Here is a 22,465-nt window from a genome sequence, read left to right as displayed (position 1 = left end):
GAATCATGGAAAAAAGTAAATTAACGAAAGTTATTCTAATTGGCTCTGGAATGGCCTTTCTAGCTTCTAGTGGCATGGGACTAAGCGGATTGCTCGGTCGATCGACTGAGCAACCTGCCAGTGAAAATGCCGCCCAATCTCAGAATGCCCAACTTCAAGCTGAAGAAAGAGGTTTTGAGGGAGTTTTGAAGCGAGAACCCAATAATCAAACGGCACTGCGAGGGTTAGTAGAAATTCGGATGCGTCGAAATGATGCTCCTGGCACCAAAGCCGCTCTCGAACAACTCGTCAAGCTCAATCCCAGCAACATACAATACAAAGAATTTTTGGCGGCACTGAACAAACAGATCGCTGAACCTAAAAAAGTGGGTACTCTAAAACCAACTGAGCCGCAACCAACTCAACCGTCTAAGTAGTTGCTGGTGAAGGGTTTACTCATTACCCATCAATTTGTTCTATGAAAGTCGTTCTCTTAGCAGGTGGTTTAGGCACACGTCTGGCTGAAGAAACTGAAGTTCGCCCCAAACCAATGGTAGAAATTGGTGGTCGTCCAATTCTTTGGCATATCATGAAACACTATGCTCACTACGGATTTCAAGAATTCTTAGTTGCACTGGGATACAAGGGCGAATATATCAAACGTTATTTCATGGATTACTACGCCCTGAATGGGAGTATGACATTGGATCTAGCTACTGGTTCAGTTCAGCCCCAAGTCAAAGAATGCGAAGATTGGAAACTCCATTTGTTGGATACAGGAGTCCAAACCAATACAGGCGGACGACTCAAACGCTTAGAACCCTATCTCGGTGATGAAACGTTCATGATTACCTATGGCGATGGCGTGAGTAATATCGATCTCCAGCGGTTGCTGGAGTTTCACAAATCCCACGGGAAATTAGTGACAGTTAGCGCAGTGCGTCCACCAGCAAGATTTGGGGGGCTAGTTTTAGAGGGCGATTTAGTTGCTAATTTCACTGAAAAACCTCAAGCAGGAGAAGGCTGGATTAATGGTGGATTCTTGGTGATGGAACCCCAGGTTTTTAAATACCTAACTAATGATAGTAATGGGTTAGAAGTTGAGTTATTGGAACGGTTAGCTATCGATGGACAGTTAGCGGCTTACCGTCACTATGATTTCTGGCAATGTATGGATACCCTCCGCGATAAACACAATTTAGAAAATTTCTGGCAAAGTGGCAATCCTCCCTGGCAAGTTTGGGAATAATAAGCGGGTGGGTTGCTACTGTATGCGGATTAATGACTTATGAGTCAAAGTAATAGTTTTTGGGATAATCGACCAACTTTAGTCACTGGAGCGACAGGATTGCTGGGTGGCTGGTTGGTAAAACGGCTGTTAAGCTTGGGTGCAGATGTCGTCTGTGTAATTCGCGATTCGGTACCTCAATCAGAATTGATTCGTTCTGGATCGATCGATCGAGTTAAAGTCGTCCGAGGTGATGTCGGCGATCGAGTCTTTCTCGAACGGGTATTAGGCGAATACGAAATCGATACGGTAATGCACCTAGCAGCCCAAACAATCGTCGGTATTGCCAATCGGAACCCAATTTCGACTTTTGAGACTAATATCGCGGGTACGTGGCAAATGCTCGAAGCTTGTCGTCATAGTCCCACCGTCAAACAAATTGTGATGGCTTCATCAGATAAAGCTTACGGTGATTGCGATACACTACCCTATGTCGAAACTACTCCCCTTCAAGGTTTACACCCCTACGATGTCAGTAAATCTTGTGCCGATCTCATCGCTCAAGCTTACGGACATACCTATAATTTGCCTGTCGCCATTACCCGCTGTGGAAATTTCTATGGTGGTGGCGATCTAAATTGGAATCGAATTATTCCTGGGACGATTCGATCGATCCTTCAGGGAAAGGCTCCGATAATTCGTTCGGATGGTAGTTACATCCGTGACTATATTTACTGTGAAGATGGCGCGGCTGCATACACTTTACTCGCCGAACAATTGGCGACTAATTCAAGTTTATATGGGCAAGCATTTAATTTTTCTAACGAGACTCAAGTTACCGTTTTAGATTTGGTGACTCAGATCGTAGCGATTATGGGTGCGGATTTAGATCCGATCGTCCAGAATCAGGCTAACAATGAGATTCAGCATCAATTTCTCGATGCAACTAAAGCGAAAAATGTTTTAAGTTGGACACCTGAATTTACACTCGATCGAGGGTTAGAACAGACGATCGTCTGGTATGAAAATTTCCTCGATTCTCAACAACAGATGCTCGAAGACCGATCTGGATCTCTCATAGATTATGTCTCGATCGAAACATTAGCTTTATCTAACTTAGCCATTCAACAAATCGTACATAACTAGAAATATTAATGAGCCATCATAACTGTCGTTTTTGTCAACATCCTCTCCAATATACATTTATTAATTTAGGTGGATCGCCGATTTCAAATGATTTTTTAACTGTCGAACAAATTGATAAATCTGAAAAATTTTATCCGCTTCATACTTATGTATGCGATCGCTGTTTTCTAGTTCAATTACCAGAAGTAGAATCGCGAGAGCACATTTTTGGCGACGGTGATTATGCTTACTTTTCTTCTTATTCCGAGAGCTGGCTCAAGCATTGCGAACGGTATACTAATTTAATGGTCGAAAGATTTGGATTCGATCGATCTAGTCAGGTTATCGAAATTGCTAGTAACGATGGATATTTATTACAGTATTTTCAAAACCAAAATATTCCAGTATTAGGCATCGAACCAGCAACTAATGTCGCAGCAGTTGCCGAAGCAAAAGGAATTCCGACTCTAACTAAATTCTTTGGCGTACAAACAGCCACAGAATTAATCGAGCTAGATAAACAAGCAGATTTATTATTAGGTAATAATGTCCTAGCTCACGTACCAGATCTCAATGATTTTGTGGCAGGGATGAAATTGCTGCTCAAGCCAGAGGGAATAATCACGATCGAATTTCCTCACTTGCTACAATTAATTAACCAAAATCAATTTGACACCATTTATCACGAGCATTTCTCTTACTTCTCTTTCCTAACTGTCGAACGAGTATTCGCAGCTCACAGTTTAACCTTATTTGATGTCGAGGAATTACCGACTCATGGTGGATCTTTGAGAATCTATGGTAGGCATAGTGAAAATATTAAATTAATAGTAACCGATCGGGTAACTGAATTAAAAGCCAAAGAAATTGCAGCTAAACTCGATATAATTGATACTTATCTAAACTTCACTAAGCAAGTAGAAAGTATCAAATTTCAACTTCTTAGGTTCTTAATTCAAGCTAAAAATGAAGGTAAATCTGTCGTTGGTTATGGCGCACCTGCAAAAGGGAACACTTTATTAAATTATTGCGGTGTTCGGACTGACTTTATTGATTATACAGTCGATCGTAGCCCACACAAGCAGGGCTTATTTTTACCTGGAACTCATATCCCAATTCATAGTCCCGATCGAATCTCCGAAACAAAACCAGATTATTTACTAATTCTACCATGGAACTTGCGATCTGAGATCGTCGAACAAATGGCACATATTCGCGATTGGGATGGTAAATTTGTCGTTCCCATTCCTCAATTAGAGATCTTATGAAATTTACCCCAACTAAAATTCCTGGTGCATATCTAATTGAAATCCAACCTATCGCTGATGAGCGTGGCTTTTTTTCACGGACATTTTGCACCAAGGAATTCAGCCAACATGGATTAGAAACAAATTTCCACCAATGCAATGTTTCCTTTACTTCCCAACGGGGAACTATAAGAGGGATGCACTATCAAGTGGCTCCTGAGACTGAAACTAAATTAGTTCGCTGTACCAGAGGAGCTATCTATGATGTCATTCTAGATTTACGCCCAGAATCTTCCACCTTTAAACAGTGGGTAGCGGCGGAATTAACCGCCGATAATCATCAGATGTTTTACATCCCTCCTGGCTGTGCTCATGGCTTACAAACGCTAGTAGATGACACGGAAGTGTTTTACCAAATGTCTGGGGTATACAACGCAGATTCGGCTAGAGGGGTAAGATGGAACGATCCAGCTTTTGGGATTGAAATGCCCTTAGCTGTAACTATTATTAATCAACGCGATCGAGACTATCCAGATTTTACTTTAATTTAAGCTGATGGCAAATGTCGATCGATAAATAGATCGATATTGTCTGACATAATTAAATCTAAATTATCTTTGATTTTATCGATCTCCCACTCCCACCATTTAATTAATAATAATTTAGATATTGCTTCATCGCTAAATCTCTTTTTAATTAACTTTGCTGGATTACCACCGACGATAGCATAAGGTTCGACATTTTTAGTAACGATACTGCCAGCAGCAACAATCGCACCATCACCGATGGTGACTCCTGATAAGATTGTTGTATTAAGTCCGATCCATACGTCATTGCCAATAATTACACTACCCTTGCTTAATTTTGGATATTCATAATGCCGTTCTTTGAATTCTTCAAAAACCATACCAAACGGAAAGGATGAAACCCAGTCTGTGGGGTGATTACCACCTAGTAAAACGGTGACATTTTCAGCAATAGAACTAAAATTACCAATTTTTAAAGTCGAACCTTGATGCCAATCTTTCACTATTGGGGCACCGTAAGTATATTCTCCGATCGAATATTTAATATATTGAGAAAAATTCCGTGTATAAGGTAATCTGAATTTGTGTGTTTGCTCTTTGTCTAAAATAGTTTGTGCTGCTTCTTCATGCAGATCTATTGCTTCTAGTGAATTTATCAAAGCATCATAATTGTCAGCAGATCGATCGCCTAAATTTAGTGCTTCTCTGAATGCATCTACCGCATCTTCAAAATTTCTAAGTAGAAAATATACCTGCCCAGCAGTTTTGTAAAAATATGCCTGCTCTGGATCGATAAAAATAGCTTGCCCGATTAATTTGATCGCTAATTCATTATTACCAATCTGGTGATACAAATATCCTAACAAATTGAGTACTTTGCAATTTTCAGGCTCTAGAGTCAAGACTTGTTGATACAATTCTTCAGCTTGAGCTAATTGAGATTGATTATGATGAGCCAGTGCTCGATCTATGAGATTATCTGTGGATTGAATCGTCAGACTTGTTTCCATAAGAGAGATAGTTGCTAGTAGTTCTATTCCTAATCTTCCCATTTTCGATATATTACTAACAGCTTCATTATCGAACGCGACAAAAAAATTAGCATAATGTTTATTTTAGGTCTAAACAGGGAACTCTAAATATAGATAGCAGATCGAACTTGTCCAGCTTTTACCCTATGAAGAAAGTTCTAATTACAGGTGCATCGGGATTTATTGGTCATCATTGCTTACCTTTATTGTCAGAACATGGGTATGAATTACATGCAATATCAAGACATCCTTTACTTATCGAAAATTTAGAGATACATTGGCATCAAGTAGATCTATTCGATCGAGTTGCACTGCAAAATGTAATGATAAAAATTCGTCCTTCTCACTTACTCCATCTTGCTTGGTATGCTGTTCCTGGAAAATATTGGACGGCATTAGAAAATTTTCAATGGGTGCAAGTTAGCCTCGATCTAGTTAGAATGTTTGCAGAATGTGGCGGCACCAGAATTGTAGCAGCAGGTAGTTGTGCTGAATATGACTGGAAATATGGATATTGTCAAGCCAATTTTACACCAATAGCTCCTCAAACTCCCTATGGAACTTGTAAACAAGCTTTTTCTTTGATGTTAGATTCCTTTTGCCAGCAAACAGATATTAGTTATACCTGGGGTCGAATTTTTTGGTTGTACGGTCAATATGAAGATCCTAATCGACTAGTATCATCAGTAATTAGATCGTTATTAAGTAATAAATTGGCTCAGTGTTCTGCTGGAATACAAATTAGAGATTTTCTCTATGTTCGTGATGTTGCTGATGCCTTAGTTCGATTATTGGGATCGAATCTTGTGGGATCGATCGATATTGGCTCTGGCATACCAATATCTATTAGAAATTTAGTCGAACAGATTGCTAATACACTCGATCGTGCCGATTTAGTCGAATTTGGTGCTATTCCTAGTAAAAGTCAAGAAGCACATCTAGTTGTTGCTAGTCCAGATCGATTAAGATCGGAATTAAATTGGTATCCTCAATACGATTTAGCTAGTGGCATTCAAGAAACTATTAATTTTTGGAAACAACAGGTTATATAATCATGATTCGATCTTCTAATTGTCCAGTATGTGATTCAAACAAGATTGCATCTTTTTTAGAGCGAAATCTAGTTCCAACTCAACAGAATTTATTACTTAAATCTAGGCATGACGCTATTCAACATCAACGTGGTGAATTAACATTGACCGCGTGTCATCAGTGTGGCTTCGTATTTAATCAGTCTTTCGATCCTGATTTGTTGAAATATGGTGAAAACTATGACAACGCTCAAAATCACTCGCCATTCTTTGAGGAGTATCTAAATAAACTTGCAAACTATCTGATCGAAGATTTACAAGTTAAAAATAGCCGGATTTTAGAAATCGGTTGCGGTCAAGGTCATTTTTTGCGTAAATTAGTAGAGTTAGAATCAGCGAATAACTATGGCTATGGCTGCGATCCTAGTTATATTGCTCAGATTGATGAGCATCCTAGATTAAAATTTGAACAACGTTATTATGGTACTGATTGTACGCATATTCCAGTCGATATTGTCATTTGTCGGCATGTAATCGAACATGTGCCCAATCCGGTAGATTTATTGAGATCGATCCGTGCTGCACTAGTCAATTCTCCTCATGCACGACTATTTTTTGAAACTCCCTGTGTCGAATGGATTCTAGATAATCAGGTTGTATGGGACTTTTTTTACGAACATTGTTCTTACTTTACTGCTCAGTCACTGACAACAGCATTCGAGCAAGCTGGCTTTGAAGTTAATAATGTCAAACATATCTTTGGTAAACAATATTTGTGGCTAGAAGCATCGATTGGCCAGAAACCAGTTAATGTTACTTATAATCCCTGTCAAATTTCAAAGCTGGCAATTGAATTTACCAAATCAGAACAACAGATCGCCGCTCGGCTAAAATCGCAAATTGCTCAACTACAAGAGCGAGGAGGAGTAGCTTTGTGGGGTGCAGGTGCCAAAGGCGTAACCCTGGCAAATCTCATCGATTCGCAGCGAGAATCAATTTCCGCTGTAATCGATCTCAATCCTCATAAGCATGGTGGTTATATACCTGGAACTGGGCATCCTATTATTAACTATCTCGATATCGAGCAACATGGCATTAAATCGGCAATTCTGATGAATCCTAACTATCATCAAGAAAATATTGCCTTACTCAAACTAGCTAATTTAGAGTTGCAATTAATTGATTAAAAATATATAGTTTGCGAGATCTAAATTTTAACATATTAATAGAAGTGCTTGACATCGAATATATATGTCCCTTCATAATCAGTTAAATACCTGCCTTACTTATAAAAAATATGAGTTTTATTATGACATCCAAGCCTTTATTTTCAATAATTATTCCTACTCGCCAAAGACATGATACCCTCAAGTATGCTATTCAAAGTGTCATCAATCAAAGCTATCAAGATTTCGAGCTAGTAATTTCTGATAACTTTAGTACCATAGAAACATCTCAAGTAGCTAACAGCTTTGAAGATCCTCGTATCAAATACTTTCGGACACCAGAAAGATTTGGGATGGCAGATAGTTGGGAATTTGGATTGTCTAAAACTACTGGCACATATATATTTGTTTTAGGTGATGATGATGCCTTAATGCCAGATGGATTAGAACTTGCAGCTAATCTGATTGCTGAGTATGATTTTAAAATTATTTCTTGGGCGCGTCATTTCTACGGCTGGTCTAGTTGCATAGTACCGTGGCTACAAAATCGATTGGGTGTTAACTTACAACAAGTAGCTGAAATTAGAAATTCACGAAATTTTCTCGAATTTTTTTATCAGCATCATTCTTCTCATGAAGAACTACCGATGGTTTACAATTCACTAATTCACCGTGATATTATTTCACGAGTTAAGTCCATACATGGTAGATACTTTCATACTCATTCTCCAGATGTATATTCAGGAATTGTTAACGCATATTTTTCCGATCGATATCTTTATTCTTTCCGCTCTATATCTATTACTGGAACTTCTGGACATAGTGGTGGAGCATCAGCATTATATCCTAGTTTAGACAGTAAACCTATTCAAGATTATCAGGCTGATGAGAAGAAAGATTTATCAACACAATCTCATCCAAGTATCACGGCTGGAGAAACAATTCTCACACCAGTTAGTCCTGAAACTGTAGTGGCTGGAGTTCAATTCAAAACAAAAGAACTTTTCTTTGCTGATGATAATAATTTAGTTGTAAATATTTATAGTTATCTAGCTGCGATTGCTGCACAGATCAATCGAGATGCAACAATTTACGAATCAACTAAAATTTATATTGAAGCTCTAGCATTAAAATATGACATCCCAATATCATCTTTAAATATACCTATTCTTCAACTGAGAGATAGCCTGAATTTTCAAGGTTTTATCCCAAATGCCAATGGACAATCACTACATATTCGGATTAATTGTGAACAAGCTGGAATTTTCAACGTAGCAGATGCTGCTAAATTAGCTCAGGGTATTCTACCAAATTTAACAGAACTCAAGATTTACGAATCGCCACATTTAAGATTTAGCAATAAATATATTTCTCCTAAAATTGCGATCGATGGTGTTTTCTTTCAACTCTATAGTACTGGTATTGCTCGTGTTTGGAAATCTCTATTAGAGGAGTGGGCAAATACTGAATTTGGCAGTCATTTAGTCGTACTAGATCGAGTAGGTTCAGCACCTAAAATAGAAGGAATTAGTTATTATCAGATTCCTGCTTATGACTATAATAACACTGATACCGATCGCCAGATGTTGCAGCAGGTATGTAACGATTTAGGTGCAGAATTGTTTATCTCTACCTATTACACTACACCGATCGAGACACCATCTGTCTTCATGGCTTATGACATGATTCCTGAAATCTTGGGTGCCGATCTGAGCATCCCAATGTGGCAAGAAAAACAGCGGGGAATCGCTCATGCTTCGGCGTTTCTCACCATTTCTGAACATACTGCTAAAGATTTAATTAAATGCTATCCAGCGATAGATGCATTAACTGTTACTCCTGCACTTTGTGGTGTTAACTCAATCTTTAAACCTGCTAACGCAACAGAAATTGAATCATTCCGCACTCAGCATGGCATTAATAAGCCTTACTTTTTATTAGTAGGTGCTGGTGGTGGTTATAAGAATACTATTCTGTTCTGGCAAGGGTTTGCTAAATTGGCAAATGGTAGCGATTTTGATATTGTTTGTACTGGTGCAGCCGGAATCAATGCTGAGGAGTATTCTATCTATGCACCAGATAGTAAAGTTCATTGTCTCCAATTAGACGATCGCAGTCTCAATCTAGCATATGCAGGTGCAATCGCCCTGCTATATCCTTCAAAATATGAAGGTTTTGGATTACCAATTGTCGAGGCTTTAGCTTCTGGTTGTCCGGTTATTACCTGTCATAATGCTTCGATTCCTGAAGTTGCAGGGGCATCAGCAATTTATATTGATGATTCTAGTATTGAGGAAATGACTCAAGCTTTAGTCAATGTTCGGCAACCTGAAATTCGCGATGATTTAATTGCTAAAGGACTAGTCCAATCTCAAAAGTTCTCATGGAGCAAAATGGCTGCAATTGTTCAGTCAGTACTACTCGATCGAACTTTAGCACATCTACAACTTAATTCACGAAATTTAATTATTTTCCCTAATTGGTCGGCAGATGAAGAAGAATTAGGTGAAGAATTAGGTGGGATTTTTTATCGATTAGCACAAGATCCATCTGTGGGTGAAATGACATTACTAATTGATACTAGTCATAGTGTAGATCCAGAAGCTGTCGAAGCACTGATAGCTGGTGTTGCAATGAATTTAATGATGGGTGCTGACATAGATATTACTGAGTCTTTAGCGATTTCTTTCACTGGTCAATTAGCTCCAATTCAATGGGTAGAATTACTGCCCAAACTAGCAGGAAAGATTAAATTAGAGTTAGAGGATGTTGGCGCAATCGAGTTATCTGGTGCTCATCTAATTAGTGAAATTCAGCTATCTGTATCTCCAGTTTTAGCTTTGGTCTAATTCGATCTTCTGACTATATTGATAAATAAAGTAGGGGCAATTCATGAATTGCCCCTACTTTATTTATTGAGATAGAGTTACACAGAAAGATCGATCCAGTGCTATGGCGAATATTTAGGGTACCCATGAAGTGCGGAATGTGGGTTAATGTTGTGGGATCATTTATTTTGTGCAGTTCTCTTAATATCTGGATTGAGATAAAACATGAATTAATTTAACTGCGATACAAGCTGAACTTTTGGATCGATCGCGTCTTTGCTTAATTGTTGGAGATCGCTTTCTAACATTAACTCTACTAATTGCTGGAAAGAATACTCTGGTTGCCAGCGCAATTTTGCTTTAGTTCGATCGATATTACCAACTAACTGTACTGCCTCATCAGGGCGATAAAAACTCGGATCGATAACTACATAGTCCTGCCAATTTAAACCGACATAATTAAAGGCACATTCAACCAGTTCTCTGACCGAATGAGTCTCACCACTGGCAATAATATAATCATCTGGTTGCTCTTGCTGCAACATCAACCACATTGCCATGACAGCATCTTTGGCATAACACCAATCGCGTTTGGCATCGAGATTACCCAGTTTCAATTCCGAGGCTAGCCCCAGTTTAATCATTGCGGCGGTGCGGGTGATTTTCCGAAACACAAACTCTGCACCACGGCGAGGGGATTCGTGGGTATAAGTAATCCCACAACAGGCATAAAGATTGTATTGCTGGCGATAGTTAATCGTCATCCAATGGGCGTAGGCTTTGGCTGCACCATAGGGATTGCGGGGACGAAAAGCGGTGCGCTCATCTTGGGGCGAAGTTTCTGGTTCGCCAAATACTTCGCTACTAGAAGCTTGATAAAATCGAGCATCTGGCTGACAGCGACGGATGGCTTCGAGTAGACGAGATACGCCTAGTGCTGTATATTCAGCCGTGAGTGATGGTTGCGTCCAAGAGGTGGGAATATAGCTTTGGGATGCCAGATTATAGACTTCATCGGGTTGAGCGACAGTGATGGCATCCATCAGGGATGTTTGATCGAGTAGATCCCCTGATATTACCTGAATTCGATCTCCCAGATGACCGATGCGATCGAGATTACTCCCACTCGATCGCCTGACCAAGCCAAATACCTGATATCCTTTGGTCAGTAAGAGTTCGGCGAGATACGAACCATCTTGTCCGGTTAATCCGGTAATCAATGCTTTCTTCATGTTGCTAACAGCCACCAAAATGGAGACAAGATCTGATGTCTGTCAGTGTCAAAATTATGACTGACAAGTCACCTAGTTATCTTTCCCACATTTGGATGATTTGCTAGCACCCCCAATCTAATTAAATTCTGGCTACTTAACCTGAGTTTGGATTAAAGATTTGTATGTTGGGTTGTGCTTCGGCTGTCGCTCATCAGCCAGAATGAAACCCCAACATACTCAACTGGGCACTCCAAATCAAGCTACTGTGGATAGATCGCGGTTTTAGACATGGCTGAGTAAAGTCAATGATTGTTGCTGGCTGATGTCGGGTAAGTCTAATTGGAACTCCAGTGTTGGCGGCTCGAGCCTCATTCCTCTGGCTGCGAGTCGATCTGTAACGGCGACTAAATCTGCTTGCAGTTGGCGGTTTTCGCTCTGTAATGCCATAATTTTGGTCTTAATCGGTGCCAAGCGTTCGGCAAATTTGCGAGTATATACTTTAGGCAACTCTCTAATTACCTGCTCCAACATTTGCCCGCGTTCGTTGAGTTCGCGAATGGTTTGGCGTAGTTGCTGAATTTCTAGATCCCGATGCTGGAGTTGCTCTTGATAAAATTGAACTTGCTGTTCGACTCCTTGAAGTTGTTCGCGGAGCAATCGAACTTCAGATCGATAATCCCCAGCAACTTCTGGTCTGGGCGCATAAGCGGTGTTATCTTTAACTAGCCGAAATAGTTCTTGCGATAGTTGCTGAACGAGTTTGTCGCGAATACTAAGTTCTTCACGAAACCTAGCAACTTCGGCTTTTAACGTTGATATGTTCGGGGATTGAGTTTGGTTCACGAGGTATCACCACAATGATTAAGCTAAACTTAGCAGAATTCTGGGCCTAGGGCTAGTAGGTTGGTTAGAGCGATGGTTTAGCGCAACTTTGCAGCCAGACAAGACATTGCCCCTCACTTGAGATATAGTACACTCAATCTCTAAACCCCGCTTAGACAGCTAGAATATCGATTCCAGATACCCGATCGTGATAGGCTTAAAGGGAGCAGAAATATCAGCTAGAGAAGGCAGTCAACGATGAGCGCAGGTAGCAGTACGCATCAAATTAAGTTTGGGACTGATGGATGGCGGGGAATCATCGCCGAGGATTTTACCTTTGCTAATGTGTGTAAGGTGACAAGAGCGATCGCCGCCTATCTTAGCACGGCTTACAGTCAGGATCGTCCGGTTTTAGTCGCTTACGATCCCAGGTTCTTGGCAGATGAGTTTGCCCATACTGCGGCGGAAATCCTCGCAGATTTGGGGTGGACGGTGAAAATTGTCGATCGAGATTGTCCGACTCCAGTAATTGCTTATAATGCTCGGCATTTAAACTCGGCGGGTGCGCTGATGTTTACCGCCAGTCACAATCCCGCAGCTTATTGTGGGATTAAGTATATCCCCGATTATGCAGGGCCAGCAACCCTAGAAATCACGGATACGATCGTGGGTAATCTGGATGCTGCTAGTGATGCACCACCAGAGAAGAAAAATAGCGGGAACATTAGCACCTTCGATCCGCAGCCAGAATATTTTAAATTTATCTATACCCTACTTGATGTCGAGCGGATTCGGTCGGCGAAGCTCAAAGTCAAATTTGATGCGATGTATTCCACCTCGCGGGGCTATTTGGACAAAGTATTGCTCCATTGCGGTTGCGAAACTGAAACCTTCCACATGCAGCGGGATGTATTATTCGGTGGTGGAATGCCAGAACCGAAAGCCGAACTCCTTGGCGAACTTATCGCCGCTGTGCAAAAGGATAAAGCCGATCTCGGTGTCGCGACAGATGGCGACGCAGATAGATTTGGGATTGTCGATGAGTTAGGCAACATGCTCACGCCAAATACCGTCCTGCTGGTGCTTGCCAAGCACTTGATCAAGAATAAGGGTAAAACGGGCGCGATCGTCCGTACAGTGGCAACTACCCACCTCTTAGACAACTTTGCTGCCAAGCATGGTGTCCCCTTAATTGAAACCGCCGTCGGGTTCAAATATATCGGCGAACAGATGCGCGAAATCCCCGTTCTCATCGGCGGCGAAGAATCTGGTGGCTTGAGCGTCATCGGGCATATTCCCGAAAAGGATGGTATCTTGGCTGATATGCTGATTGCTGAAGCGATCGCCTACGAAGGTAAACCATTGAGCCAAATGGTAGCAGAAGTCATCGCTGAAGCTGGGGGACCATTATCCAACCGTCGTCTGGACTTACATCTCGACAATGCTCACAAAGAAGCGGTGATGAAAACCTACACCGAAAATCCGCCCACAAGCATCGCGGGGATTGAGGTTAAGGAAGTCGGACGCAAAGATGGGGTGAAATTCTATCTCGCCGATGGTGGTTGGGTATTGCTGCGCGCCTCCGGTACAGAGCCGTTGATTCGCGTTTATTTAGAGACTAATTCAGCCGAACAGTTGCAGCAACTAGCCTCGACAATGGAGTCTGCGATTGAGGCTTTGAAGTAAGGATAGATCTACTCACCCCGATAGAGCCGATGGCTCTATCGCCCCTCCCCGGAGGGGATTTTTCACTCCGCCTCCTCCAAGTCATTTTGATAAATATGCAGCGCATTTTGGTGATTGGTTGTTGTGGTGCTGGAAAATCCACACTTTCAAAAGAGCTATAAAATACGTTTTTTGGGATTATCCCCAACGTGACAGAGGAAAGGCTCTAGAACTACAAGATCGATATTCAAATTCAGTGAATTGGATCGTACTTGATAATTCAATCGCAATCATTGAGTGGATGTCAGCCTTGAATTAACCATAACCATGACAAATTTAATTATTTCGACGATCGCCGCCACCTGGATCGCCCTAATTGCGCTATTATCAGTCCAAAATGCTAGCCTAGTCAGCCTAAAATTTGTATTCTGGAGATCGATCGATTTACCGTGGGGACTAGTGTTAGCTGGTGCTGTCGCGATTGGCTTTACAATCGGTGGCTGTTTACCTTTGCTTGGTAGCAATTCTACCTCCAAACGCAGAGGATAAATCCATTTGTAGTTCGATCGACGCGATTGCTGAGTTTTGTATTGCGAACAAAACTACACTTCTGTTCGCGCTCCACTAATTATTTCGGATCGTTTTTGGGAATAGGCAAACTCTTGGCTTTACGGATGAGTTGAGCGATCGTGCGAGATAGGGAAAGTCCAGAGTCAGCAGCGAGTTTCTCTAGCTTCTCACGCTCGATCGGATCGAGTGAAACATTTAAGCGATTTTTTTTTGTGCTCACAGCGCAAAATTGGTGTAACTACATTACCGACGATCCAATCGATCGGCTTGGCTTAGAGAGCATCCTAACGTTTTCGATAATAATGAGGAGAAATAAAAATAATTCACTAATAGTTTAAAATTTGGATCGGTGATACAGCACTTTCCAGAATTGTGAAGTACAATCTTTCCCTACTCCCCGCTCCTCCTTTCCTCTCTAATAACGGACTGCATATTACTGAAAAGTGCTGTAGGACACCAGATCTATCCCCAATGGGTCGAAACTAGTTGGTCTCTTATCTTAATATGAGTGGTTTCACAAATTTGTTAAGCTATGTGACGCGACCGATAATGACTTTGGGTATTTTTTGTCTGTCAGTAGTTGTAAAATGAGTTAGAGTTCATCATCACAGCAATAAAAATCTAGACGATCGCGTGCTAACTTCTGTCTGGGAAAGATTCCACGGCTTTAGTATCATCTAAATCGTAGTGAGGAGACTCCGATCCGCAAAATCCAAAATCCAAAATCCAAATGACCGATCCTGACTCACTCGATACCTTACTTAGGGCGATTGCGGAGGCAGATTCATCTACTCGGATGGTAGAGGCTGTCGAGAAGTTGTCCCAGGCACGCCTAGAAGCTGCGATACCCAATTTGATTACTGTTTTAGGATACAACAATCCTGGAGCAGCAGTAGCTGCCGTGGAAGGGCTGATCTCGCTGGGTAAGATTGCTGTCCAACCTTTATTAGAGTTATTGGATGGGTATAATTATGGAGCGAGAGCTTGGGCACTGAGGGCACTGGCTGGCATTGGCGACGTGCGAGCATTAGACTTGTTATTAGATGCGGCGACAAATGATTTTGCGTTGAGCGTCAGACGTGCAGCCGCCAGGGGATTGGGGACAATTCATTGGGATGATTTACCTGTAGAATCGATCGCGCCCGCTCAAGCAAGAGTTATCGAAGCATTACTCCCAGTATCTCAAGATAATGAGTGGGTAGTGAGGTATGCGGCGATTACTGGATTGCAGGAATTAGCGATTGCCAGTACTATTTCCAGTGCCGATTTGACTCGTCAAATTCTGGTGCATTTCGATCGATTGGTAGAAACTGACGACAATTTAGCGGTAATTGCCCGCATTTGGTTGGCGCAGAAGGAGATCCAAACATATATTACCGAGATCTTGAGTCAAGAAACGATACTAGAACCCCAGATCTCCGTCGATTGGCAAACGACGTTAGAAAAACTCTATGCTCGAAAACGGCGAGATCAACCTCATCCTGAAGGCGATCCTCACAAGTTTCGAGAAGTAGCTGCGGCGATTTTTCGATCGAGGTAAGTGAGATTTCTCGTGGCTACTATAGAACCCATTTGAGATCTTCTGTCTTGTCGGTTTTTTTATTCGGCGTTTTTTTATTCGGGGGGAACCCCCGAATAAAAAAACGCCAAGACGAGGGAACCTCCGAATAAAAAAACCGCTAGTGGAGGAGGGCGGGTTCTGCAGGAAGATGATGGTGTTAGGCGATAATTATTAGCATAAACCCGCCCCTACGGTTGGCTGGCAAAATGCGTAATCTATTCTTTGATGGGTCTGTAGGGGTGGATTTATGCAATCTAATGTCGATATTAAGCAAAACCCACCCTCCTCCACCAGAATCTAAAAAGATCTCAAGTGGGTTACTATAGTTGATTCCTAGCTTTGATTTGAATATAACGATCGACTAATCGATCGCTAATTTGATTAGCTGGCGCATCTAATACTAATACACCTTTGCGTTTGAGATTGGCGAAGGCGAGTTCGCGTTGGCGGATTAGATCTAGGGCAACGGCTTGGTTATATGCACCTGGGATATCTGTGGCTAATTCGCACGCACGGAGATCGACTTGAGGATCACGCAGGGTGACGCAGAAGGGGAGATAACGGGGGGTGAGTCTCCCAAGAGCGGTGAGGAGTTCGGCGGAGGCGATATCATCGACAATATCGGTAATGATGACGACGAGGGCGCGCCGACTTTGTTGTTTAATAATGTTGGTGACAGCTCCGAGATAGTCGGGTTCAAGCAGTTCGGGTTGGATGCGACTCGCCCGATCGAGTATTCTAGAGAAGTGGTTTTGTCCTTGTTGGGGTGGAATCCAGGTAGTCAGATATCGATCGAATACGCCGACACCGACTCGATCTCCCCGTTGAATCGCCGTTAGTGCGAGAGAGAGAGTCGCATTCAAGCCGAAATCAAACCGTTTATAGCCCTGAATATTTGCCGTCATCAGTCGGCCGCGATCGAGTAAGATAATGACTGTCTGTTCCTGCTCTGGCTCTAGTACCCGAATCAACGGACGATTGCGACGAGCGGTGGCTTTCCAATCGATCGATCTAGGATCGTCGCCAACATTATATTCTCGTAGTTCGCTAAATTCTGTCCCAATTCCGCGCTTCCGATTTTGGCGCATGGCTCCAGTAGATTGCAGTGCCAGCCGAATTGACAGGGATTTTAACCCGACTAAATCGGGATAGACAGCGACAGTCTGAGCCGTATCGACTCGCCATTGCTGCCACGCCAATCCCCACGCGCCTAATTGTCTAACCTGAATTCCTTGCCATTCATACTCGCCACGGCGGTAAGGATGGACTGTATAGGTTGTCGATTCACTATTACCTGTATTCAAGATTCCAGCAATTAATTGAGGTGTTCCAGGCAAATCTTGAGGGACACCATCACAAATCTGATAGCTCAACTGTCGAGATTTGCCGCGATTTTCCCCAGCTTGAATCGTAATTGTCACTGGATTATCGCGCCCGATCGAGAGTTTCCCCAACTCGCCACGACTTACCTCCACTCGATCTGCTTTACTCCGCCCAGCATCAATACCTGCCAGCATCAGGACGACGAAATACCAGGCAAATGTCAGTAGTGCTGCGATGCCAATTCCCTGTGGGGCTGGTATTAATACCGCAATTATCGTACTAAATAATCCCCCACTTGCTAGTAACCATAAAGTTTTAGCACTAGGGATAAAGTTGAAAATTTGAGTCATGGGGAATGATGAATTACGCGCCACTATCCATTATCCCCAATCGCATCATCCTAGAAAAACTTCAGCAACATCGTACTCAAACCTGTAAGTAGATCGACAACATTACCATTTCCCGCACCACTTGCGGGCGTTGGTTCGCTGGCGAGTTTGATTTTGGCAATTAGTGCTTGAGCTACTTGAGTACCTTGTCGATCGGCGTTGGAGAAGAATAAACGTTCTGCTACCATAGCATCCTTCACGGCTCCACCATCGTCTTGGTTGCGGAATTTAGCCATCGCTCTGGCAAGATATGCACCTGGGAATTTGGGCTTGAGATTAATTGCCCGATTGTAGTTTTCGATCGCACTGGCGAAGTCATTTTTCTGCCACTCAGCATAGCCCCATTTATAAAAATCTTCAGCGGTGGCTATTCCATTTGGCAGTCCTACCACACCTTCTAGATAAGCATTGCTAATATCTAGCCCCTGGACATTAGCATTGTTTAGATAAGCCGATCGCAAATCGGTACCAGTTAAATTTGCCCCCCGTAAATCCGCTCCCGTCAAGTTAGCACCAAAGAGCGATGCACCAGTCAAATTTGCGCCGCGTAAATCTGCACCCATCAAGTTGGTACGGCTGAGATTGGCACCCACTAGATTTGCCTGATTTAATTTAGCACCAGACAGATCGTTCATCACCAATCCCGCATTAGTCAAATCGCACTGTGAACAGTCTTTTGTCGATAGTAATTGGCGCAGATGAGTGGCATTTTCAGCTCTGGCGATAGCTGTAAAACTAGTCAGTAGCAAGATGGTGGTAGCAATGGTTGTAAGTTTCATGATTAGGGAGTAGGGGTTAAGGGTTAGGGATTCGGAATTCGGGATTCGGGAAATTGGGCGCAAGCGTCCTTAATATTCCTTATCCTCTAACTCCGACACCCCAATTCAAAAGGGTAAATTACTGAGGTCATCAGTATCATTTAGATCTTCTGACTGTTTGTCGGCTTGAGCTTGTTCCCAGGCTCGATCTGCAGATTCAATCTGTTTGAATAAGTCAGCAGAGTGACGGGGCGGTTGCTGTAATAATCGATCGATCTGATATTTCGATCGAATTGCGGCTAACTCTGGGGGCGAGAGCCTGGGTTCTTTCCATTCAAAATCAGCCGCAGTATAGACTGGGAGCCTAGAACCGAGTTGTTCGATCGAGATATCTGGCAACCTTACTAGTAAGTATTCCCGCACGCGGCGGATTTCTGCAAATCTCTGTTCGATTTCATTGAGAATGCCGACAAATTGACTGAGATGATGGGTAGTAATTGCGACACGCACTTCGATATCATCTAGAGGAATCCCCAATCGATCGGCTTTGGTTAATAATTCCGGCGGAATTTTGTCCAGTGAAGGAGGATTAATTGCCGCAGACAGTTCGGCTAATGCGCGATGAATCTGTTCTACAGTAGTAGAGACAGTTTCTCTCAATGGTTGTCGATCTGTGGGGATGGCCGCTAATTCGGTTAAACTTTGGGTAGCTGACTGGAGTAGCGAGATCGCCTCATTTAAGTGCTCGGTCATCAAAACTAGTGGTGTATGGACTATATTCAGATCGATCGTACCAATTGTATGGAGATTATTCTCCAGGCGTTTCCAGCTTTTCAGACTCAGTGGGATCTACATCTAGAGTCGTGGAGTCCATTAATCGATCGTCCCATCGCCCTCGATATTGCTGAATTTGCTGATTTTGCGATCGATATCATCTGTCTTGGTACCGCGCTGGAAATCGATCGACTCATCACCATTACCGAACTCATGCTGCTTAAAGGCGATTCGACGATCGAATATATCTTTCGGAAAATGTTTCTAGAGCAAATCGCTCATCGCAGCGTCAAGGTTGGATTTTCAGTCACTCGATTTACCCGTAAACTCCAACCACTAGCATCCTACCACTGGCAAGCGATGGATCGAGCGTGGAGTATCCATCCGTCGGGAGTATCGATCGATTAAATTCGAGCTTCGGTGAAGGCGAAAGGGTGGAAAGGGTGGGAGGGTAGGGAGAAAATAATTAGGACGCTTGCGTTCTTATTACTCCCCAATTCCCCAACTCCCCAACTCCCTACCCCCCACTAACTGGCGGAATTAAGACAACTTCATCTCGATCGAGCATAATTGTATCGGGATCGACAAATTCCAGATTGATGCCAAACCGCGTCACATTATGCCATTGTGCTAATTGAGGTCGATCGAGTGTCAATCGGTCTAAGATAGCCTTCACGGCTGTATTGGGTGGAAATTGGTAAGTTATTTCTGTCATATCAAAGGCTTCCTGATAAATGGCAAACAGCTTGACGGTGATGGTAATTTCTTCAAGATTGGGAGAAGTCATTTGGAGTTGGGAGCGACAGAACCTATAATTTTCAGGGCATTTAGCATATTTTTCATCCAACGTTAATCACGATCGAAATAGTCGATACTCAAGAATTGAGTACAAACAAATGAAAAATTATCAAGTCCTAGCAAGTCAGGAGACATATCAAAAAATAACTGCTTACATGGAGAAGCTTAAAACTGGTAGTAATCCTGGTAACTATCTGGGCGATCGACTAAAACATTTAGATATTCACCAAATTTCAGTTATTGAATTTATCGAACTATTAATGAAGACTAAACGCCCGCAGATTTTTGCAGAATCTGAGGTGCGTGGGAATGGGATTGATTGGAATCAAGATGAGCTTTCTATTTTAGGCGATCTGAGTATTGTTACACCAGTCACTGTCTATGATAATGGCAAACATCGCCATCCCGATCTGCATGAAATTCCATTTGCAGCGACGCTGATTTTCACTCCAGGTGCCTTATTGCGAAATGGCAATAATATTACCCCCGTTGACTGGGAAGAAGTTACAGATAATGGAGAAATTAGCACGGATCGATACTATCGACTGTACGAACGGAGATTATTACCAGCATTCATTCATGCCAACCATCTCGCCAAGCAGCAAGAGAAAATGGCATTAATTACATTACCTGGACTTGGTTGCGGACAATTTGCAGGTATATTTAGAGGACAGTTAGGCTCCGAACTGAAAAACACCCTAATTTCTTTTTTAAAAACTCATGGCAGCAAATTTACAAATATTAAGGTTGTTTATTACGATCCATATAGTGAATGTGAAAATGAGAGAATGGAGATTGGGGAGATAGATTTTATAGTCAGACCATTGACGAAGGGGAATACAAATAAACCTCAGTTATGTCAGCCTCAAAACTATGCTGAAGAGAGCACTGGTGATGACTTTACCGATCTCAAACTTTTCAGTTTTGTAGCTTGGGATCATGTTTCGTGGCCTGGTAATGATTTTTATATCGGTGCTAGATCGACAGATGATGGGGTAAAAGCCGCTGCAACTAATCTTATGGCAGTAATGACAGGTATTGAGGGCAGATACGATCCTTTTAGATATCATTATTGCCCACCAGAACAGTATCAAACGTGGGGAGAAGTAGTATCTAAACACAAGCTTCAGATCGAAGTTAAAAATAATTTTATTGTTTTATAGCCCAATCATAATTAGGCGTTGTTGAATCAATTTATGAGGGAGGGGGTGTGGGAAGTGTTGGAAATGTGGGAAGGACGGGAGATTAATTGCAAAAAAATTAAATCCTCCCTTTATTCCTCAACACATGGAAACTACTAAGACGCGATACTAATAGTACAATGAAGGTATCGCTTTCAATTTTTAACTAAATTCATTTTGCGCTACATCTTATTTTATAAACCCTACGGTGTTCTGAGTCAGTTTACCGATGAGGAAGGGCGACAGACACTTAAAGACTATATTCCCGTCCCTGATGTGTATCCCGTCGGGAGATTGGATTGGGATAGCGAGGGTTTAATGCTGCTGACGGATGATGGAAAATTGCAACATCGATTGAGCGACCCCCAGTATGGGCATCCACGCACCTATTGGGTGCAAGTAGAGAAGATCCCTGACGAGCTGGCGGTGGAGCGTTTAGCTGCTGGAGTGGAGATCCAAAATTATCAAACGAAGCCTGCTCGGGTCAAATTATTATCAGCCGAACCCCAGATACCACCACGAGATCCACCGATTCGCGATCGTCAAAATATTCCTACCGCTTGGTTAGAACTAACTTTAACTGAAGGTAAAAACCGTCAGGTGCGCCGGATGACAGCAGCAGTGGGTTTTCCAACATTGAGATTGGTTCGAGTTGAAATCGGTTCACTATCACTTGAAGGTTTATCATTAGGATCGTGGCGAGATTTGACTAGTGCTGAGGTAAAATTGCTAAAAAAAGGTCAAAAATTTTCTCGATAATTCCACGACATTCAAGTTGTTGCTATGGAGATGAAATACTTGATATGCAAGCAAAACAATTATTTAATAAACGATCGATATACCCTCGATCGATTCTCGTTATTGCAATTTTATCAATTGTATTTTGGCTCCCAGCCTGCAATGCTAATAAAAATGGTGCGGCTAACCCCGATCGCGTTGTAGAACAATATCTACTGGCGTTAGAAAATCGAGATAAAAATTTGATGTTGCGATTGATACCTGAAAACGTGCCGATTTCTGAAGAAATCAAGGCTAAAATTGTCAAATTTGGCGGTCGTAAAATTCAAGAACGCCAAATCAAATACACTAAATATAAACCAATTTTATGGAGTGCTAAAATCAGCGGTTTTTATGTCGATCGCAATGGCATCCGTTCAAAATTTGATGACTCGATTTCGATTGAATATCAAAGTAAAGGACATGTTAAATTATACGGCGGGCGTTGGTATTTATTGTTAGATCCTTAGC

23 protein-coding genes are annotated in these 22,465 nt (G+C 42.2%); 15 read left to right on the top strand and 8 right to left on the bottom strand.

Translation table 11 applies throughout. From position 1 onward, the window contains the following. Positions 1-5: 5 nt before the first annotated feature. Genes RMO55_RS01500 through rfbC form a run of 5 tightly spaced genes read left to right on the top strand, consistent with a single transcriptional unit; the run spans position 6 to position 4,130 of the window. On the top strand, positions 6-416 hold the full coding sequence (locus RMO55_RS01500; RefSeq protein WP_310422420.1) for a tetratricopeptide repeat protein: 411 nt from the start codon (positions 6-8) through the stop codon (positions 414-416). Between the two features lie 41 nt (positions 417-457). Continuing rightward, on the top strand, positions 458-1,228 hold the full coding sequence (gene rfbF, locus RMO55_RS01495) for a glucose-1-phosphate cytidylyltransferase (protein WP_310422418.1): 771 nt from the start codon (positions 458-460) through the stop codon (positions 1,226-1,228). Positions 1,229-1,267: 39 nt separating this feature from the next. Then, a complete protein-coding gene (locus tag RMO55_RS01490) occupies positions 1,268-2,353 on the top strand; it encodes a GDP-mannose 4,6-dehydratase (RefSeq protein ID WP_310422415.1) in 1,086 nt (361 codons plus the stop codon). 8 nt (positions 2,354-2,361) lie between these two features. Further along, positions 2,362-3,600, top strand: a complete 1,239-nt coding sequence (locus tag RMO55_RS01485; RefSeq protein WP_310422411.1) for a class I SAM-dependent methyltransferase — start codon at positions 2,362-2,364, stop codon at positions 3,598-3,600. Further along, the gene (gene rfbC, locus RMO55_RS01480) at positions 3,597-4,130 is read left to right on the top strand and encodes a dTDP-4-dehydrorhamnose 3,5-epimerase (protein ID WP_310422409.1); all 534 of its coding nucleotides are present in this window, start codon (positions 3,597-3,599) and stop codon (positions 4,128-4,130) included. Before RMO55_RS01485 ends, rfbC begins: the two co-directional genes overlap by 4 nt. Here rfbC and RMO55_RS01475 read toward each other — a convergent pair. Continuing rightward, on the bottom strand, positions 4,127-5,116 hold the full coding sequence (locus RMO55_RS01475; RefSeq protein WP_310422407.1) for a DapH/DapD/GlmU-related protein: 990 nt from the start codon (positions 5,114-5,116) through the stop codon (positions 4,127-4,129). The genes rfbC and RMO55_RS01475 overlap by 4 nt on opposite strands. Before the next feature lie 167 nt (positions 5,117-5,283). Here RMO55_RS01475 and RMO55_RS01470 point away from each other — a divergent pair, with 167 nt between their 5' ends. The 3 genes from RMO55_RS01470 (at position 5,284) to RMO55_RS01460 (ending at position 10,183) form a co-directional block, all read left to right on the top strand. Continuing rightward, positions 5,284-6,189, top strand: coding sequence for an NAD(P)-dependent oxidoreductase (locus tag RMO55_RS01470; RefSeq protein ID WP_310422404.1), 906 nt, complete (start codon positions 5,284-5,286; stop codon positions 6,187-6,189). 2 nt (positions 6,190-6,191) lie between these two features. Next, the gene (locus RMO55_RS01465) at positions 6,192-7,355 is read left to right on the top strand and encodes a class I SAM-dependent methyltransferase (RefSeq protein ID WP_310422401.1); all 1,164 of its coding nucleotides are present in this window, start codon (positions 6,192-6,194) and stop codon (positions 7,353-7,355) included. A 122-nt stretch (positions 7,356-7,477) separates the two neighbouring features. Then, on the top strand, positions 7,478-10,183 hold the full coding sequence (locus tag RMO55_RS01460; protein ID WP_310422398.1) for a glycosyltransferase: 2,706 nt from the start codon (positions 7,478-7,480) through the stop codon (positions 10,181-10,183). A 209-nt stretch (positions 10,184-10,392) separates the two neighbouring features. On the opposite strand, the gene RMO55_RS01455 is transcribed toward RMO55_RS01460, so the two are convergent. Beyond that, a complete protein-coding gene (locus RMO55_RS01455) occupies positions 10,393-11,394 on the bottom strand; it encodes a GDP-mannose 4,6-dehydratase (protein ID WP_310422395.1) in 1,002 nt (333 codons plus the stop codon). A gap of 264 nt (positions 11,395-11,658) precedes the next feature. Beyond that, on the bottom strand, positions 11,659-12,219 hold the full coding sequence (locus RMO55_RS01450; protein ID WP_310422392.1) for an Npun_F5560 family protein: 561 nt from the start codon (positions 12,217-12,219) through the stop codon (positions 11,659-11,661). Between the two features lie 237 nt (positions 12,220-12,456). On the opposite strand from RMO55_RS01450, the gene RMO55_RS01445 reads away from it, so the two are divergent. Together RMO55_RS01445 and RMO55_RS01440 are read left to right on the top strand one after the other, a co-directional pair. Next, entirely contained in the window at positions 12,457-13,884 is a 1,428-nt protein-coding gene (locus tag RMO55_RS01445; protein ID WP_310422389.1) for a phosphoglucomutase/phosphomannomutase family protein, read from the top strand. 306 nt (positions 13,885-14,190) lie between these two features. Further along, entirely contained in the window at positions 14,191-14,412 is a 222-nt protein-coding gene (locus RMO55_RS01440) for a LapA family protein (RefSeq protein ID WP_310422386.1), read from the top strand. A gap of 79 nt (positions 14,413-14,491) precedes the next feature. Here RMO55_RS01440 and RMO55_RS01435 read toward each other — a convergent pair whose 3' ends face one another. After that, a complete protein-coding gene (locus RMO55_RS01435) occupies positions 14,492-14,653 on the bottom strand; it encodes a hypothetical protein (protein ID WP_310422384.1) in 162 nt (53 codons plus the stop codon). Positions 14,654-15,163: 510 nt separating this feature from the next. Here RMO55_RS01435 and RMO55_RS01430 point away from each other — a divergent pair. Next, positions 15,164-15,973 carry a HEAT repeat domain-containing protein gene (locus RMO55_RS01430; RefSeq protein ID WP_310422381.1) on the top strand — a complete coding sequence of 270 codons (810 nt, stop codon included), beginning with the start codon at positions 15,164-15,166 and terminating at the stop codon, positions 15,971-15,973. A 341-nt stretch (positions 15,974-16,314) separates the two neighbouring features. Here RMO55_RS01430 and RMO55_RS01425 read toward each other — a convergent pair whose 3' ends face one another. The 3 genes from RMO55_RS01425 to RMO55_RS01415 all read right to left on the bottom strand — a co-directional run bounded on the left by RMO55_RS01425 (position 16,315) and on the right by RMO55_RS01415 (position 19,217). Then, positions 16,315-17,667, bottom strand: a complete 1,353-nt coding sequence (locus RMO55_RS01425) for a DUF58 domain-containing protein (protein WP_310422379.1) — start codon at positions 17,665-17,667, stop codon at positions 16,315-16,317. A 50-nt stretch (positions 17,668-17,717) separates the two neighbouring features. Continuing rightward, positions 17,718-18,485, bottom strand: coding sequence for a pentapeptide repeat-containing protein (locus RMO55_RS01420; RefSeq protein WP_310422376.1), 768 nt, complete (start codon positions 18,483-18,485; stop codon positions 17,718-17,720). A 105-nt stretch (positions 18,486-18,590) separates the two neighbouring features. Beyond that, complete coding sequence (locus tag RMO55_RS01415) at positions 18,591-19,217, bottom strand: hypothetical protein (RefSeq protein ID WP_310422373.1); 627 nt, start codon at positions 19,215-19,217, stop codon at positions 18,591-18,593. A gap of 15 nt (positions 19,218-19,232) precedes the next feature. On the opposite strand from RMO55_RS01415, the gene RMO55_RS01410 reads away from it, so the two are divergent. Then, entirely contained in the window at positions 19,233-19,646 is a 414-nt protein-coding gene (locus RMO55_RS01410; RefSeq protein WP_310422371.1) for a hypothetical protein, read from the top strand. A 109-nt stretch (positions 19,647-19,755) separates the two neighbouring features. On the opposite strand, the gene RMO55_RS01405 is transcribed toward RMO55_RS01410, so the two are convergent. After that, positions 19,756-20,025 carry a MoaD/ThiS family protein gene (locus RMO55_RS01405; protein ID WP_310422368.1) on the bottom strand — a complete coding sequence of 90 codons (270 nt, stop codon included), beginning with the start codon at positions 20,023-20,025 and terminating at the stop codon, positions 19,756-19,758. A gap of 109 nt (positions 20,026-20,134) precedes the next feature. Here RMO55_RS01405 and RMO55_RS01400 point away from each other — a divergent pair, with 109 nt between their 5' ends. The 3 genes from RMO55_RS01400 to RMO55_RS01390 all read left to right on the top strand — a co-directional run bounded on the left by RMO55_RS01400 (position 20,135) and on the right by RMO55_RS01390 (position 22,464). Continuing rightward, positions 20,135-21,199, top strand: coding sequence for a hypothetical protein (locus RMO55_RS01400; RefSeq protein WP_310422365.1), 1,065 nt, complete (start codon positions 20,135-20,137; stop codon positions 21,197-21,199). Between the two features lie 195 nt (positions 21,200-21,394). After that, the gene (locus RMO55_RS01395; protein WP_310422362.1) at positions 21,395-21,976 is read left to right on the top strand and encodes a pseudouridine synthase; all 582 of its coding nucleotides are present in this window, start codon (positions 21,395-21,397) and stop codon (positions 21,974-21,976) included. 44 nt (positions 21,977-22,020) lie between these two features. Continuing rightward, positions 22,021-22,464 (top strand): hypothetical protein, encoded by a 444-nt coding sequence (locus RMO55_RS01390; protein WP_310422360.1) that lies wholly within the window; start codon positions 22,021-22,023, stop codon positions 22,462-22,464. Position 22,465: the final 1 nt, after the last annotated feature.

Origin of the sequence: Chamaesiphon sp. VAR_48_metabat_135_sub (genome assembly GCF_031418915.1) — a bacterium.
Taxonomy (GTDB): domain Bacteria; phylum Cyanobacteriota; class Cyanobacteriia; order Cyanobacteriales; family Chamaesiphonaceae; genus Chamaesiphon.
The sequence above is the reverse complement of the archived record's forward strand: the minus strand, read 5'-3'. Positions and strand labels throughout refer to the sequence as shown.

Bases quoted from the DNA above. Each gene is read 5' to 3' on its own strand.
- RMO55_RS01410 (WP_310422371.1), top strand. From the start codon at position 19,233: ATGGACTATATTCAGATCGATCGTACCAATTGTATGGAGATTATTCTC.
- RMO55_RS01490 (WP_310422415.1), top strand. From the start codon at position 1,268: ATGAGTCAAAGTAATAGTTTTTGGGATAATCGACCAACTTTAGTCACT.
- RMO55_RS01460 (WP_310422398.1), top strand. From the start codon at position 7,478: ATGACATCCAAGCCTTTATTTTCAATAATTATTCCTACTCGCCAAAGA.
- RMO55_RS01445 (WP_310422389.1), top strand. From the start codon at position 12,457: ATGAGCGCAGGTAGCAGTACGCATCAAATTAAGTTTGGGACTGATGGA.
- RMO55_RS01425 (WP_310422379.1), bottom strand. From the start codon at position 17,667: ATGACTCAAATTTTCAACTTTATCCCTAGTGCTAAAACTTTATGGTTA.
- RMO55_RS01440 (WP_310422386.1), top strand. From the start codon at position 14,191: ATGACAAATTTAATTATTTCGACGATCGCCGCCACCTGGATCGCCCTA.
- RMO55_RS01405 (WP_310422368.1), bottom strand. From the start codon at position 20,025: ATGACTTCTCCCAATCTTGAAGAAATTACCATCACCGTCAAGCTGTTT.
- RMO55_RS01400 (WP_310422365.1), top strand. From the start codon at position 20,135: ATGAAAAATTATCAAGTCCTAGCAAGTCAGGAGACATATCAAAAAATA.
- RMO55_RS01465 (WP_310422401.1), top strand. From the start codon at position 6,192: ATGATTCGATCTTCTAATTGTCCAGTATGTGATTCAAACAAGATTGCA.
- RMO55_RS01485 (WP_310422411.1), top strand. From the start codon at position 2,362: ATGAGCCATCATAACTGTCGTTTTTGTCAACATCCTCTCCAATATACA.
- RMO55_RS01500 (WP_310422420.1), top strand. From the start codon at position 6: ATGGAAAAAAGTAAATTAACGAAAGTTATTCTAATTGGCTCTGGAATG.
- RMO55_RS01420 (WP_310422376.1), bottom strand. From the start codon at position 18,485: ATGAAACTTACAACCATTGCTACCACCATCTTGCTACTGACTAGTTTT.
- RMO55_RS01455 (WP_310422395.1), bottom strand. From the start codon at position 11,394: ATGAAGAAAGCATTGATTACCGGATTAACCGGACAAGATGGTTCGTAT.
- RMO55_RS01470 (WP_310422404.1), top strand. From the start codon at position 5,284: ATGAAGAAAGTTCTAATTACAGGTGCATCGGGATTTATTGGTCATCAT.
- RMO55_RS01430 (WP_310422381.1), top strand. From the start codon at position 15,164: ATGACCGATCCTGACTCACTCGATACCTTACTTAGGGCGATTGCGGAG.
- RMO55_RS01415 (WP_310422373.1), bottom strand. From the start codon at position 19,217: ATGACCGAGCACTTAAATGAGGCGATCTCGCTACTCCAGTCAGCTACC.
- RMO55_RS01390 (WP_310422360.1), top strand. From the start codon at position 22,021: ATGCAAGCAAAACAATTATTTAATAAACGATCGATATACCCTCGATCG.
- RMO55_RS01475 (WP_310422407.1), bottom strand. From the start codon at position 5,116: ATGGAAACAAGTCTGACGATTCAATCCACAGATAATCTCATAGATCGA.
- rfbF (WP_310422418.1), top strand. From the start codon at position 458: ATGAAAGTCGTTCTCTTAGCAGGTGGTTTAGGCACACGTCTGGCTGAA.
- rfbC (WP_310422409.1), top strand. From the start codon at position 3,597: ATGAAATTTACCCCAACTAAAATTCCTGGTGCATATCTAATTGAAATC.